Origin of the sequence: Clavibacter nebraskensis NCPPB 2581 (assembly GCF_000355695.1) — a bacterium.
GTDB lineage: Bacteria > Actinomycetota > Actinomycetes > Actinomycetales > Microbacteriaceae > Clavibacter > Clavibacter nebraskensis.
This window is the reverse complement of sequence record NC_020891.1, coordinates 484,459-498,499: the sequence shown is the minus strand read 5'-3', so window position 1 is coordinate 498,499 and position 14,041 is coordinate 484,459. Positions and strand designations below refer to the sequence as shown.

The window sequence follows — 14,041 nt, the reverse complement described above, 5'->3', positions numbered from 1 at the left end:
CCCCGGCGCACCGCTCAGTAGACTCGCCCTCGACAGCGTGCGCCCGATCCTCATCGCGATGCGCACCGGACGAGGAGGCGTGGTGGGCGAGACAGCGGACGCCGTGCGGGCCTGGGAGTCGCTGTTCCGAGCCCAGGTGAGCGTGATGCGCCGCCTCAGCGCCGAGTTCCCCAGCCGCGAGCTCTCGTTCAACGAGTACGACGTGCTGTTCAACATCTCGCGGCAGCCCGAGGGGCGCCTGCGCCTCCGCGACCTCAACCAGCACGTGCTGCTCACCCAGCCCAGCGTCAGCCGCCTCATCGACCGGCTGGTGGCGCGGGGCCTCGTCGTGAAGTGCGGTGACGAGAGCGACGGGAGGGCCACCATCGTGCGGCTCACCGACGCCGGCGACGCGGCCTTCCGCGCGGTCGCGCGCGTGCACATGGAGTCCATCGCCTCGACCGTGGGCGGGGCGCTGACGCCGGACGAGCTGAACACGCTGCGCGAGCTCACCGACAAGCTGCGCGGGAGCGTCGCCGAGGCCTAGGCCGCTGGCCCACCCGTCGTGCTCGGACGCGCGAACGGCCCGCCGTGGGCGACGAGCAGCCGCAGCAGAGCCATGACGAGATCCAAGGCGGTCACCACGCACGCCGCCCAGCCGACCGCCGTGGTGAGCCCGGCCGCTGCGGGGCCCCCGACCTCGGCCGCGGTGACCACGCCGACGACGAGCACGGCCACGACGGCGGCGGCCACGGCGTCGACCAGCGAGAAGGGCGGCACCGTCTCGGCCGCGGCGGGTCCGCGGCGACGGCCTCGGTGAGCGAGCCGGTGCAGGCCGTCGCGGATGCGGGAGACGCCGTACGCCGCCTCGGCCACCTCCAACGGGAGGAACGTCGCGCCGAAGACCACGTCGGCGAGGGTGCGTTCGCGGATCCGACGGAGGGTGCGGATGTGCAGGGGCAGCCGCACCACGACGGGGAGAGTCCACCACCACGCAGGCTGCAGCATCCCCTGGATCCCCGCGGCGGCCAGGTACAGTGCCACCAGCGCGTAGGCCGCGAACCGGAGGACGGGCCCGACGCCGATGCGCAGGGACGCCAGGCGCGCGCGGCGCCGATCGCTGACGTCGGCCGGCGAGCCCCCGCGCGACAGCCGGGCGACGTGGGCGCCCCACCGGTCGCGTCGCTCGCGCATCACCCCCCACGTGACGGAGGTGTCGACCCGGGCGCGCGCGCCGGGGACGAGGGCCGAGCGGTCGTCGCCGGCGAGCAGGGCCGTGAGGATCCCCTCCGACGGATCGGTCGACGGCGACCGCGGATCGCGCTCGGGGAGCCGGAGGAGGGACGCGGGTGCGAGCGGCACCGGCCCGGTGAGGCCGAGGTCGGCGCCGGTCTCGACGGCGCCCATGGCCCAGTGGCGCTGCAGGAGGCGGAGCGCGCCCGCGATGGGGCCGTGGGATCCGCTCGGCCGCTGGTCGAGGGAGGCGGACACCGAGAGGGCGCCCGGATCCCGGTCGAGGGCCGCGGAGAGGAGCTCGAGCACGTCGGGCTCCAGCTCGGCGTCCGGCGAGACGAGCAGCACGCGCCCCGCATCGCCGACCAGCCGGAGGGCGAAGCCGTACGCCGACCGGAGCGAGCTCTCCCGGGGGCCGCGGTCGATGACCGTGACCGTCGTGCGGGCGGCGCCTCCGCCGGGGAGGGCGCTCTCGTGCCGTCCGTTGAAGGTCCGCGCCACGGCGAAGGTGTCGTCGCGGCTGCCGGCGACCACGACGACCATGCGCGCGGGCGGCAGGGTCTGACCGAGGATCGAGCTCAGCGTGGCCGCGATGGTGGATCCGGCGTCACCCGCCACGACGACCGCCGAGACGGCGTCGCGTGACGACCGACCGGGGTGCTCGGGCGGGGGCAGGGGCATGCTCTGGTTGTCCATGAGCCTCTCGATGACAGCGGTCTCCGGTGGGCGGTCGGACCCGGACGGACGCGCACTGCCATGTGCGATATTACGTGCCGCCGGGCTCCGTGCGCGAAGCGACCACGCGCCGGTCGCCCCGGTGACACCGTCCTAGGCTCGATCCATGAGCGACGACGACGCCCCGGACCGCGGATCCGACGATCGGGAGGGCGGCGACGGGGCGCAGGGCCCGAGCATCGTGTGGCTCCGCGACGACCTCCGCGTGGCCGACAACCCGGCGCTGCACGCGGCCGTCGAGCGGGGCGAGCCCATCGTGGTGCTGTACGTGCTCGACGAGGAGAGCGACGGGATCCGGCCGCTCGGCGGCGCCGCGCGCTGGTGGCTGCACATGAGCCTCGCGCGCCTCGGGGAGTCGCTCCGGGAGCTCGGCTCCCCGCTGGTGCTACGCCGCGGGAAGGCCGCCGACGTCGTCGACGGCCTCGTGCGAGAGGTCGGCGCGGGCGCGGTGCTGTGGAACCGTCGCTACGGCGGCGCGGAGATCGCGGTCGACACCGCCATCAAGAAGGGCCTCGGCGACCGGGGCCTCGACGTGCGCAGCTTCCAGGGGTCGCTGCTCGTCGAGCCGTGGACGGTGACGAACAAGCAGGGCGAGCCGTTCCGGGTCTACACGCCGTTCTGGAAGACCGCCCAGGAGCGCGAGGAGCCGCGGAAGCCGCTCCCCGCGCCGCACGAGCTCGACGCGCCGCGGACGGCTCCCCGCTCGGACGACCTCGACGGCTGGGGGCTGCTGCCGACCAAGCCCGACTGGGCGGCCGGCCTCCGCGAGGCCTGCGACCCCGGCGAGGCCGCCGGACTGCAGCGCCTCGAGGACTTCGTGCACCACGAGCTCGAGGACTACTCCACCCAGCGCGACGAGCCCGCGGCGATGACGACCTCGCGGCTGTCGGCGTACCTGCGCTGGGGCGAGGTGAGCCCGTTCCAGGTGTGGCACCGGATCCAGCGCACGCGCGGCAAGAAGGTCGGGGGCGACGGGGTCAACGCCACCAAGTTCCTCTCGGAGCTCGGCTGGCGGGAGTTCAGCTACCACCTGCTGTACCACCAGCCGGATCTCGCGACCCGGAACTTCGTGCCGCGCTTCGACGCGTTCCCCTGGGACGAGCCGACCGACGAGACGCTCGGCGCGTGGCAGCGCGGAGAGACGGGTGTGCCGCTCGTCGACGCCGGCATGCGCGCGCTCTGGAAGGACGGGCACCTGCACAACCGGGTGCGGATGGTCGTGGCGTCGTTCCTCATCAAGAACCTGCTGATCGACTGGCGCCACGGCGAGCAGTGGTTCTGGGACACGCTCGTCGACGCGGACGCGGCCAACAACGCGGCCAGCTGGCAGTGGGTCGCGGGATCCGGCGCGGACGCCGCCCCGTACTTCCGGGTGTTCAACCCCGTGCTGCAGGGGCGGAAGTTCGACCCGGCGGGCGAGTACATCCGCTCGTACGTGCCCGAGCTGGCGCACGCGCCGCGGGACGTGGTGCACGAGCCGTGGAAGGTGATGGGCGACCTGGTCGCGAGCGCCGAGGACGGCGCGGACGACCAGGCCGCGGGCGGGCTCGCGGCCTACCCGGCGCCGATCGTCGACCTCAAGGAGTCCCGGCAGCGGGCACTCGCGGCGTACGACGAGATCAAGGACCGCTGAGGCGGCGGGCCGGCGCGGATCGCGTGGGCCCGCCGCTCGGATCAGGCGCCGTCGCCCGCGTCGCCTCCGCCGCCGAGGCGCTCGACGCGCTCGTGCCGCTCGCGGATCCCGCGGCCGCGCTTCACGTCCTCGCGCTCCGCGGCCGCCTTCTTGTCGCTCACCTTCGTGTCGCGCGGCGGGAGCTGGAGTGTCTCCTCCGCGGCGATGCCGGCCTGGAGCTGGCGCCCGCGCTCGAGCTCCGCGTCGAACTCGGCGCCGAACAGCAGCGCGAGGTTCGCGATCCACAGCCAGAGCAGGAACACGACGACGCCGGCGAGCGCGCCGTAGTTCTTCGCGTAGCTCGAGAAGTTCGTGACGTAGAAGGCGAAGCCGACGCTCGCGACGACCAGCACGACGAGCGCGATGGCCGCGCCCATGCTCATCCAGCGGAACTTCGGCTGCTTCGCGTTCGGCGTCGCGTAGTAGAGGATCGCGATGAGCAGCACGATCGCGAAGGCGAGCACCGGCCACTTCGCGATGGACCACACGATCTGCACGGTCGGACCGAGGCCGAGCGCGGCGCCGATGGCCTCGGTGACGGGACCGGAGATCGCGATGACGAGCGCGCAGATCAGCAGGATCACGATGCCGATGACCGTGACGGCGAGCTGCATGGGCTTGAGCTTGAGGAACGGGCGGCCCTCGGGGATCTCGTAGATGCGGTTCATCGCCCGGGTGAAGGCGCCGACGTAGCCGGAGGCCGACCAGATCGCGAGCACGATGCCGGAGACGAGGGCGAAGCCGGCGGCGGGCGAGTCGACGAAGCCCATCAGGATCGGCTCGATGAGCTCGAGGGCGTCCCGGGGTGCGAAGCCCCGCACCACGTCGAGCACCGCATCCACCGTCGACGGTCCCTGCCCGAACACGCCGAGCAGCGAGATGATCGCGATGAGCGCCGGGAACAGCGACAGCACCGCGTAGTAGGTGAGCGACGCCGCGATGTCGGTGCACTGGTCGGATCCGAACTCGCGCATGGTTTTGCGGAGGACGTACTTCCAGGACGGCTTCTCGATCTCCGTCGGGGAGTCGGGCTTGCGCGCGTCCTCCTCGTCGGGTCGGTCCTCGATGGTGCCGGCCGTGTCTCGTCGTGCCACTGGTGCCTCCGTGGTGTGCGCGGGGTCGGGTCCCCTCCCCCCAGCGTGGCCCCCGCCCGGCGGCGCGCCTAGCCCGCGGTGGGAGGAGCGGTCGGCCGCGGGCCGCGTCCGCCGTGCGCGCACGCGTCTCGTACACTCGCCGAGGGCCTCGCGCGGAGGCGGATCCGGCACCCGCCGGAACATCCGCCCCTCCGCGCGCGTTGCCCACGTGATCGCCTCGTCGATCACCGTGCTCCGCCCCGGCAGGCACGGACGCCGCCCGAGCAGAGGAGCACGCATGCTGCGCACCATGATGACCGCGAAGATCCACCGCGCCACGGTGACGCACGCCGACCTGCACTACGTCGGCTCGGTCACGGTCGACCGCGACCTGCTCGACGCCGCCGACATCCTCGTCGGCGAGCGCGTCAGCATCGTCGACGTGACCAACGGCGCACGGCTCGACACCTACACGATCGCGGGCGAGCGCGGCAGCGGCGTGCTCGGCATCAACGGCGCGGCCGCGCACCTCGTGGGCGTCGGCGACGTGGTGATCCTCATCGCCTACGGCCAGATGACCACGGAGGAGGCCCGCGCGCTCGAGCCGCGCGTGGTGCACGTGGACGCGGGCAACCGGATCCGCGCCGTCGACGCCGACCCCACCGCGCCGCCCGCGCCCGGCCTCGAGCGCTCGCCGCTGTCCGAACCCGTCTGACCGGGGCCGCCGAAGGAGGGCCGACTGTAGCGGGTCCTCCAAACGACGGACAAAGGCGCTTCCCCCCAGTCCGGGGTACATTCCCGCGCATCCAGGGGGATCGTCAGCATGCGCGGCTACCGTGGAGTCATCCGGTACGGCTCTTCGGGTGAGCGGTACCGCACCAGCCGGTTCGTCTGCGGGTAACAGACGTTCACGTGCGCAGATCGGCCCGGGCCTCGAAGGTCCGGGCCGATCTCATGTCCGCTACGCGTCCGCTGGTTCAGCGCCCCTCGGCGCGACGCCTCCGCCGCTCGTCGCGCTCCGCGTCGGCCGCCGCCGCCTCCTCGGGCGTCGGCGCCGTGCCGCCCCGATGCCGCGGCTGCCACCACGTGCCGCGGCCGTCCACCGGGTAGGCGGACTGCAGGTCGTCGACGAGCCGCTGGAGCTCGTCGCGCAGGGCGTCGGTGACCTCGCGCGGATCCGCGTCCGGCGCCACGGGGATCCGCTCCCCCACGCTCACGTGGACGGGCACGCCGATGCGGTCGCGCAGGCGGATGCGGCGGTTCTTGGTGAGGAGCCGATGGCCGCCCCACACGGCGACGGGCACGATCGGCACGCCAGCCTCGGCGGCCAGCCGCGCGGCGCCGGTCTTCAGCTCGCGGACGCGGAAAGAGGCGCTCACGCCGGCCTCGGGGAAGACGCCGATGAGCTCGCCCGCGCGCAGCGCCGCGACGGCGTCCGCGTAGGCCGCGCCGCCCGCGGTCATGTCGACGCTGATGTGGTGCATGCGCCGGAGCACCCAGCCGACGCCCGGTCGGTCGAAGGCTCGCTTCTGCGCCATGAAGCGGATCCGCCGGCGGTTGTGCAGCCACGTGGCCCACTCGACGAGCGCGAACTCGAGGTAGCCGAAGTGGGTCATCGCGATGACCGCGCCGCCGGTGTCGGGGATCCGGTCGCGGCCGTCGGCGACGAGGCGGAGGCGGAGGGATCCGAAGAGCGCGCGCCCCAGGATGACGGCGGTCCCGTAGACGGGCTCGCGGGTGGGGCGGCTCATGCACCGACCCTACGGGGGTCGACTCCGCGCGCACCGGGAGCCGACGGTGCCAGGACGGGCACGTCGGCTCCCGGACGTCGCCAGCGGGTCAGCGGCGGCGGCGGGCGGGATCCAGCCAGTAGTTCGCGAAGCCCGTGTCGGCCGGGTTCACGTTGAGGCCGGGCGGCACGATCTCGTCGATGCGGTCGAGCGTCGCGGCGTCGAGCTCCAGGTTCGCGGCGTCGAGCTGGGACTCGAGCTGCTCCATGGTGCGCGGGCCGATGATCGCGCTCGACACCGCCGGGTGGCGCAGCACGAAGGCGAGCGCGAGGTGCACGAGCGGCACGCCGAGCTCGTCGGCGAGGGCGCCCAGCTGGTCGGCGGCCGCGAACTTCGGGTCGGCCGGGTCGTAGCGGGACGGGTCGCGGTCGTTGCGGTGCGTCTTCGGGATGTCCTGGCCCTTCCGGTACTTGCCGGAGAGCCAGCCGCCGGCGAGCGGCGACCAGACGAGCGTGCCCATGCCGTGGCGCTGTGTGGTGGGGAGGAGATCCGCCTCGATGCCGCGGGTGAGCATCGAGTACGGCGGCTGCTCGGTGACGAACCGCGCGGTTCCGCGCTCCCGCGCGACCCACTGCGCCTCGACGACCTGGCTCGGCTGGAACGTCGACGAGCCGATGTAGCGCACCTTGCCCTGCGCGACGAGGTCGGTGAGCGCGCCGAGGGTCTCCTCGATGTCCGTGTGCTCGTCCGGCCGGTGCATCTGGTACAGGTCGATGTGGTCGGTGCCGAGGCGGCGCAGCGAGTCCTCGACGGCGCGCATGATCCAGCGCCGCGATCCGCCGCGGAAGTTGGCCTCGGGCTTCATCCCGTTGAAGAACTTGGTGGCGAGGATCAGGTCGTCGCGGCGGCCGGACTGCGCGAGCGCCTTGCCGACGATCTCCTCCGACTCGCCGTACGCGTAGATGTCGGCGGTGTCGATGAAGGTGATCCCCGCGTCGATGGCGCGGTGGATCACGCGGATGGACTTCTCGTGGTCGGTCTCGCCCCAGGCGCCGAACATCATGGTGCCGAGGCAGAGGCGCGAGACCTCCACGCCGGTGCGGCCGAGGTACGCGGTGGGCTGGGCGGTGGACTGCTCTGTCATGAGCGCCACGCTACGCGCTAGGCGGTGGGGCGGCCGCCCGCGGCGTCGGCGGTCGCGACGTCGGACTCGGTGGAGGCGCCGGGCTCGACCGAGGCCTGGGCCTCGTCATCCATGGTCTCCAGCGTGATCTCGGCCTCCGGGGCCTCCTGTCCGTCCGCGTCGAGCGGCACGATGTAGTCGCCGAGGCGACGGCGGGCCGCCTCCTCGCGCTGCAGGCGGATCCGCTCGAGCTTCTCCTCGCGGAGGCGCAGGCGCTCGGTGTCGACCTCGACGCGGCGCACGGTGACGCCGCGCGTGGGGCCGGCAGCCTTGGCCGGCGTGGTCTTGCGGCTGGGCTCGCGCTTCGCGGCCTCGCTCGCGGGCTTCCGCGACGGGGCGATGCCCGACTTCGCGGCCGCCGAGGTGGGCTTGGTCGACACGGCCGGCGGCTTCCCCGAACCCGGGCAGCGCTCGTGGTTGTGACCGTGGTCGAGGATGTTGCCCGTGGCCATGCCCACGGGGTTCGCCTTGCCGCAGACCGAGCACTTCGTCGCGGGGGTTGCTGCCACGTTCGATACCGCTTTCCATCGCCGCGCCGTCGCCGGACCGAGGATGCCGGTCGGCCGGACGGTGCCTGTCCACGCTACCCGACGCGGGAGGTGCGGGGATACCGGAGTCACCCGGCCAGGGGTGTCAGGCCGGGACGCAGGTGGTGCGCATCCGTACCACGACGGCGCCGTCGGCCTCCTCGACCGCGAGGTCGACCGAGATGGACGCGAGCTCGTCGAGGCTGGCGAGGTGGGTGCCCCCGCATGGGATCCGGGCGGTGCCGTCCGGCAGCTCGCACACCCAGGAGCGACGCGAGGCGAGCAGGTCGCCCTCGCGCTCGATCCGCGCGGCGGCGCCCGAGGCGACCCACCCGGCGAGCGTGGCGTCGACCTGCGCGCGCACCTCGTCGAGGCGCTCGACGAGCGTCGCGGGCACGAAGCCCTTCTTCCGCAGCGACTTCCCGAGGCGGTAGGTGTCGACGGACGACCACGGTCCGATGCGCGAGGTGCCGATCGCGAGCGCGTCGAAGCCCGGCGCGCCGAGCGCGTCGCGGGGCACGTCCTTGGTCCAGGCATCGGCGAGCGCGCGGTCGAGGGCGAGGGAGGCGAGGTGGCAGCCCGTGTGGCCGGCGCTGAGCGACCGGCGGTGCTCGGGATCCACCAGGACCTCGACCCCGTCGCCCGCGCGCACGTCGGCGTCGCCCGGCACGACGTGGACGGCGACGAACGACCAGCCGTCGGCGCCCTTCTTCACCGGCACGTCCGACCCGACGTGGAGCGCCGCGTCCTCCGCGGGATCCGTCGACGCCGCGCCGACGACGCAGTCGAGCACCTCGATCCCGGCGCCGCGCACCCGGAGCACCGCGCGGTCGGCCGGCTGGTCGGGCCAGGCCGCGTCGACGGGGTGGCACGCGGTCACGTCGAGCACGACGGCGCGCGTGCCGTCGGCGAGGTCGTCGACGCGGAGGACGGTCCCCTCCGAGGCGACGGATCCCGCCGGGTAGGTCACGCGCGTGGGCGGCAGGGCGACGGCGCCCGCGGGGGTGGAGATCATGGTGGCTCCCGGCTCGGTGTGCCTCGATCCTCCCAGACCGGGTGCCGCGGACCGGCCGACTGGATCACGCGGGCGCCGTCCCCCGCGAGGGCGCGCGGCCGAGGAGCCGCCGCAGCGCCGCGCGCTCGACGAGCGTCCACGCGGCGCTGGACAGCAGGTACAGGGCCGCGGCGAGCGGGGCTACGCCCGCGAAGACGACCGTGACGAACGGCAGCACCCGCATCATCGTGGTCATGCCGGCCGTGCCGGGCAGCGCCGGATCGACGGGTGCGGGCGGCCCCTGGAAGCGCAGGTCGGCGCGGCGGCGGACCTCGATCACCACGGCGAGCAGCCCGAGCACGACGACCGCGACGACGAGCGGCGTGACGCCCAGCCCCGTCGAGGCGAGCGCGCTCGTGCCGAGCGGGATCCCGGCGAAGGGCGCGGCGAGCAGCGCGTTCGCCTCCCCGCCGATCCGCGCGTGCGCGAAGAGGGCGTAGACGGCCGCGAGCACGGGCGCCTGCGCGAGCGTCGGCAGGCAGCCGGCGAGCGGCGACGCGCCCTCGCGGGCGTACAGCTCCTGCATCGCCCGCGACAGCTGCTCGGGCTTGCCCGCGTGGCGGCGACGGAGCTCGGCAAGCGCGGGCGCGATCCGGCGGCGCTGGATCTCGGCGCGCACCTGCGCCACGCCGACCGGCACGAGCAGGGCGCGCACCCCGAGGGTCAGGAGGATGACGGCCACGCCGGTCGCGGAGGCGCCGGCGAGCGGGTGGATCAGGTCGGCGAGGCCGACGACGAGCTGGGACAGGCCGTCGAGCACGGTTCGGACGGGGGCGATCGATGTGGGGTCCACGGAGTTCCTTGCGACGAGAGCGGATGCGGTCCGACTGGTCGTCGCATGCGGGCGCGCGCCGGATCCGTGCCGCGCGATGGCGGCGGTGGACCCCTGCTGGCCGCGGTCAGGCGGCCGGGAGCGGCGCAGGCACGACGACCTGCATCCGGCGGCCCGGTGCGCGCGAGCGCTCGTGCCCGTCGGCGTCCGGGTCGCTCGAGGAGACGAGCACCGGGAGGTCGACGTCCTCGTCCGGGAGGGACGGAGGCGCGACGCGTCCGAGGAGCCCGCGCGCCGCGGCGATGCGCACGAGCGCGACCGCGGCGGCCACGGACGCGGCGCCGAGGAGGGCCGCGAGGAGGATCGCCGGCGAGACGCCCGCGCCGCCCAGCACGACGTCGCCGAGGAGGGCGAGCGCGCGGCCGAGGGCCTCCAGGACGATGGGCATGCCCGACGGTAGCACCGCACCTACGGCGCGCACGAGGGCCGGTGACCGCCACCCGCCGTCATCGACGGGACGCGCCGCCATGCGCGGCACTCCGAGGTACCGCGCACTGCGTGATACTGTGCGACGCATGAGAGAGATCGACTGATGGACACCACGCAGCTTTTGAAGGGCGCGCTCGACACCGCGGTGCTCGCCGTGGTGCAACACGACGACGGGTACGGCTACGACATCGTCCGGCGCCTGCGCGACGCGGGCCTCGGCGACGTGGGCGACGCCTCGGTCTACGGGACGCTCCGCCGCCTCTACGCGGCCGGCGCGCTCTCGAGCTACGTGGTGCCGTCCGAGGGCGGACCGCACCGCAAGTACTACGCGATCAACCCCGAGGGCCGGGAGCTGCTCGCCGGGCAGCGCGCCACCTGGGCGGCCTTCGCCACGGCCATGAGCGGGCTCCTCGGCGAGCCGGCCCCCGCGCCGACCCACCGCACCCGGAAGGCCGGCGGCACCGGCGAGGGCTCCGTGCCCCCATCCGTGAACGTCCGCACGATCGGAGAGAAGCCGTGAACACCGCAGATCCCACCCTCGACACCCGCATCGCCGCCTTCGCCGCGGCCGTGCGCGCCCGGCTCGCGGACCTCGATCCCGAGGACGTCGACGACCTCACGGGCGGCCTCGAGGCCGACCTGCAGGAGGAGGCCGCGGATCACGACGGCGCCCTCGAGCTCGGCGACCCCGCGCGCTACGCGGATGAGCTGCGCAGCTCGGCGGGACTGCCGGACCGGACGGTCGAGACAGCCGCCGCCTCCCCGCTGCACCAGCTGCGGGACGGGATCCGCGCGCGGGCCGGGGAGCTGCACGCCCGGATCCGTGCGAACCGCGAGCTCTCCGCGATCCTCGACCTGCTCATCGTCTTCCGCCCGGTGTGGTGGCTGCTGCGGGCGTGGGCGGGGTACCAGGTGCTCGCGTTCGTGGTGGCCGGGAGCTTCCGGGTGCTGCCGACGGATCTCACCGGCTGGGTCGCCCTCATCGTGCTGACGGTGATCAGCGTGCAGTGGGGCCTCGGGCGGTGGACGCGATCCCGCACGGCCCGCACCCTGCGCACCATCGCGAGCTCGGTCACCGCGGTGGCCCTCGTCGTCCTGATCCCGAGCATGCTCAACGAGCTCGCCGCCCGGGGGTATGACGACCCAGGGGCGGCCTACTCCACCCCCTACGAGCAGCCGGGCCTCTCGCTCGACGGCAAGCAGATCACCAACCTCTTCGCGTACGACGCCGAGGGGGACCTCCTCGACCGCGTGCAGCTCTTCGACCAGGACGGCGAGCCGCTGACGACCATCGGCTCGTACGAGACGGACGGCACCGTCAGCGACCCGGCGACGGGCGAGCCGGTCACCCCGGCCGACGGCGCCTGGAACGTCTTCCCGCTCGGCGGATCCGACGCCGCCCTGGTGACCGGGACGATCGACGGCAGCGACGCCGTGGTGCGTCCGCCGTTCGCGAAGGCCCTGCCGCTCGACCCGGATCCCGAGGCGACGTCCGCGCCGTCGCCGACCGCCGCACCGGATGCGTCGCCGCCCGCGGAGACCCCCGCACCCGAGCCCGCCCCCGCCGAGGAGCCGACCCCGTGAGCGCCCTCCTCGACCACGGCCACCCCGCCCTCGGGATCAGCGCGGATGCGGAACTCGCGCGGCTGACGGCGCGCGAGCGGGAGATCCTCGTGCTCGTCGCCCGCGGCCTGTCCAAAGCGGAGATCGCTGGGCGGCTGTTCCTCGCGCCGACGACGGTGAAGACGCACGTCAGCCGCACGCTCGACAAGCTCGGCGTGCGCGACCGCCTGCACGCCACGATCTGGGCGTACGAGAACCGCGTGGTGGAGCCGCTCGCGACGACGCGCTGAGGGGCGGCATCCGGGATGTCGCCGGAGAAACGCGAACGGCCCGCCAGTGGCGGGCCGTTCGGCATCCTGTCTCAACCAGAGAGATGCACCCGGAGGTGCTGTGCGCCCGGAGGGATTCGAACCCCCAACCTTCTGATCCGTAGTCAGATGCTCTATCCGTTGAGCTACGGGCGCAGTCGTGCGGCGATGATCCCCGCGAGCGGCGATCAGGCCGGGAGACAGACTACATGCTGCGGGGCCGCCCCGCGAATCCGCGCCGCCGACCGCCCGCCGCGCCCCTGCCGCTGTCCGACGGATTCCGGCCGACGGCCGTCACGATCGCCGCTCATTAGGCTGGATCGACCCGAACCGCGAGGAGCGACCCTTGGCATCCTGGACCGACCACGTCGTCTGGTGGCACGTCTACCCGCTCGGCTTCACGGGCGCGCCGCAGACCCGCGACGACCTCGCCGGGCCCGACGGCGGATCCCCCGCGCACCCCGACGCGCCGCCCGCCCACCGCCTCGACCGCCTCCGCGCGTGGCTCCCCTACCTCGTCGACCTCGGCGCGAACGGCCTGCTGCTCGGCCCGGTCTTCGACTCGGAGACCCACGGCTACGACACCCGCGACAACCTGACCGTGGATCCGCGGCTCGGCGACGACGCCGACTTCGACACCCTCCTCGCCGACGCCTCCGCGCGCGGGGTCCGGGTGCTCCTCGACGGCGTCTTCAACCACGTGGGCCGCAGCTACCCGCGCTTCGTGCAGGCGCTCGCCGACGGGCCTGGATCCGAGGCCGCCTCCTGGTTCCGCTGGGACGACGCCGGCGAACCCGTCGGCTTCGAGGGCCACGGCGCGCTGGTCACGCTCGACCACGACTCCGAGGCCGTGCGCGCGCACGTGGCCGAGGTGATGATCCACTGGCTCGACCGCGGCATCTCCGGCTGGCGGCTCGACGCGGCCTACGCCGTGCCCGCGTCGTTCTGGGCGGCGGTGCTGCCGCGCGTCCGCGAGCGCCACCCCGACGCGTGGTTCGTCGGCGAGATGATCCACGGCGACTACGTCGGCTACCAGGCCGGGTCGTCCATCGACTCCGTCACCGCGTACGAGCTGTGGAAGTCGATCCGCAACTCCATCGCCGAGGGCAACCTGTTCGAGCTCGACTGGACCCTCACGCGCCACGGCGAGCTGCTGCCGGCGTTCACGCCGCAGACCTTCGTCGGCAACCACGACGTGACGCGCATCGCGTCGGCGGTGGATCCGCGCCACCTCGGCCACGCGATCGCCCTGCTGCTCCTGCTGCCCGGCATCCCGTCGATCTACGCGGGCGACGAGCGCGGCCTCACCGGCGTGAAGGAGGACCGCGCGGGCGGCGACGACGCCGTGCGCCCGGCGTACCCGGCCGCGCCCGACGACCTCCCCGACGACGAGCACGCCGCCCGGATCCGCCGCCTGCACCAGGAGCTCGTCGGCCTCCGTCGGCGGCACGCCTGGCTGGTCGACGCGCGGATGGAGACCTCGGGCCTCACCAACACCGCGCTCACCGTCACGCTGCGGCCGTCGGGAACGGGCGCGGGCGGCGGCGTGGCGCTCGGATCGCCGGACGCGCTGCGCCTCGTGCTCAACCTGGGCGACGAGCCCCTGGCGATCCCCGGTCCGTCTGGCGGCCTCGAGGCGGGCGACCTCGCGGGCGACGGCCGCGTGCCCGGGCACTCCTGGGCGGTGCTGGCCGGCGCGTAGGCGACCGGAGGGAGCGCCGCG

15 protein-coding genes and 1 tRNA gene are annotated in these 14,041 nt (G+C 74.2%); 7 read left to right on the top strand and 9 right to left on the bottom strand.

Going from position 1 to position 14,041, the window contains the following annotated elements; genetic code table 11:
* Window positions 1-58 precede the first annotated feature (58 nt).
* Window positions 59-526: a MarR family winged helix-turn-helix transcriptional regulator gene (locus CMN_RS02455; protein WP_045929095.1), complete on the top strand. Its 468-nt coding sequence runs from the start codon at window positions 59-61 to the stop codon at window positions 524-526.
* Here the strand turns inward: CMN_RS02455 and CMN_RS02450 are convergent.
* Entirely contained in the window at window positions 523-1,893 is a 1,371-nt protein-coding gene (locus CMN_RS02450) for a glycosyltransferase family A protein (protein WP_227077724.1), read from the bottom strand. The two genes, CMN_RS02455 and CMN_RS02450, sit on opposite strands and share 4 nt — an antisense overlap.
* Before the next feature lie 160 nt (window positions 1,894-2,053).
* Here CMN_RS02450 and CMN_RS02445 point away from each other — a divergent pair, with 160 nt between their 5' ends.
* On the top strand, window positions 2,054-3,580 hold the full coding sequence (locus CMN_RS02445) for a cryptochrome/photolyase family protein (RefSeq protein ID WP_015489270.1): 1,527 nt from the start codon (window positions 2,054-2,056) through the stop codon (window positions 3,578-3,580).
* A 41-nt stretch (window positions 3,581-3,621) separates the two neighbouring features.
* On the opposite strand, the gene CMN_RS02440 is transcribed toward CMN_RS02445, so the two are convergent.
* Window positions 3,622-4,713 (bottom strand): YihY/virulence factor BrkB family protein, encoded by a 1,092-nt coding sequence (locus CMN_RS02440; RefSeq protein WP_015489269.1) that lies wholly within the window; start codon window positions 4,711-4,713, stop codon window positions 3,622-3,624.
* Between the two features lie 277 nt (window positions 4,714-4,990).
* On the opposite strand from CMN_RS02440, the gene panD reads away from it, so the two are divergent.
* A complete protein-coding gene (gene panD / locus CMN_RS02435) occupies window positions 4,991-5,407 on the top strand; it encodes an aspartate 1-decarboxylase (protein WP_015489268.1) in 417 nt (138 codons plus the stop codon).
* Between the two features lie 262 nt (window positions 5,408-5,669).
* On the opposite strand, the gene CMN_RS02430 is transcribed toward panD, so the two are convergent.
* The 6 genes from CMN_RS02430 to CMN_RS02405 all read right to left on the bottom strand — a co-directional run bounded on the left by CMN_RS02430 (window position 5,670) and on the right by CMN_RS02405 (window position 10,406).
* A complete protein-coding gene (locus CMN_RS02430) occupies window positions 5,670-6,443 on the bottom strand; it encodes a lysophospholipid acyltransferase family protein (RefSeq protein WP_015489267.1) in 774 nt (257 codons plus the stop codon).
* 88 nt (window positions 6,444-6,531) lie between these two features.
* Window positions 6,532-7,566 carry an aldo/keto reductase gene (locus CMN_RS02425; RefSeq protein WP_015489266.1) on the bottom strand — a complete coding sequence of 345 codons (1,035 nt, stop codon included), beginning with the start codon at window positions 7,564-7,566 and terminating at the stop codon, window positions 6,532-6,534.
* A gap of 17 nt (window positions 7,567-7,583) precedes the next feature.
* A complete protein-coding gene (locus CMN_RS02420; protein ID WP_015489265.1) occupies window positions 7,584-8,114 on the bottom strand; it encodes a hypothetical protein in 531 nt (176 codons plus the stop codon).
* 124 nt (window positions 8,115-8,238) lie between these two features.
* The gene (locus CMN_RS02415) at window positions 8,239-9,147 is read right to left on the bottom strand and encodes an alanyl-tRNA editing protein (RefSeq protein WP_015489264.1); all 909 of its coding nucleotides are present in this window, start codon (window positions 9,145-9,147) and stop codon (window positions 8,239-8,241) included.
* Window positions 9,148-9,211: 64 nt separating this feature from the next.
* Window positions 9,212-9,979, bottom strand: a complete 768-nt coding sequence (locus tag CMN_RS02410) for a YidC/Oxa1 family membrane protein insertase (protein ID WP_015489263.1) — start codon at window positions 9,977-9,979, stop codon at window positions 9,212-9,214.
* 106 nt (window positions 9,980-10,085) lie between these two features.
* A complete protein-coding gene (locus CMN_RS02405; protein WP_227077723.1) occupies window positions 10,086-10,406 on the bottom strand; it encodes a DUF6412 domain-containing protein in 321 nt (106 codons plus the stop codon).
* 144 nt (window positions 10,407-10,550) lie between these two features.
* On the opposite strand from CMN_RS02405, the gene CMN_RS02400 reads away from it, so the two are divergent.
* From CMN_RS02400 to CMN_RS15160, 3 genes are read left to right on the top strand one after another with little or no spacing between them, the layout of a single operon-like run.
* Window positions 10,551-10,967, top strand: a complete 417-nt coding sequence (locus CMN_RS02400) for a PadR family transcriptional regulator (protein ID WP_015489261.1) — start codon at window positions 10,551-10,553, stop codon at window positions 10,965-10,967.
* Window positions 10,964-12,031 (top strand): hypothetical protein, encoded by a 1,068-nt coding sequence (locus tag CMN_RS15165; protein ID WP_015489260.1) that lies wholly within the window; start codon window positions 10,964-10,966, stop codon window positions 12,029-12,031. The genes CMN_RS02400 and CMN_RS15165 overlap by 4 nt, the downstream gene beginning before the upstream one ends.
* The gene (locus tag CMN_RS15160) at window positions 12,028-12,300 is read left to right on the top strand and encodes a helix-turn-helix domain-containing protein (protein ID WP_051057921.1); all 273 of its coding nucleotides are present in this window, start codon (window positions 12,028-12,030) and stop codon (window positions 12,298-12,300) included. The genes CMN_RS15165 and CMN_RS15160 overlap by 4 nt, the downstream gene beginning before the upstream one ends.
* A gap of 101 nt (window positions 12,301-12,401) precedes the next feature.
* Here CMN_RS15160 and CMN_RS02385 read toward each other — a convergent pair.
* A tRNA-Arg gene (locus tag CMN_RS02385) sits at window positions 12,402-12,474 on the bottom strand.
* A 190-nt stretch (window positions 12,475-12,664) separates the two neighbouring features.
* On the opposite strand from CMN_RS02385, the gene CMN_RS02380 reads away from it, so the two are divergent.
* On the top strand, window positions 12,665-14,020 hold the full coding sequence (locus tag CMN_RS02380) for an alpha-amylase family protein (protein WP_015489259.1): 1,356 nt from the start codon (window positions 12,665-12,667) through the stop codon (window positions 14,018-14,020).
* Window positions 14,021-14,041: the final 21 nt, after the last annotated feature.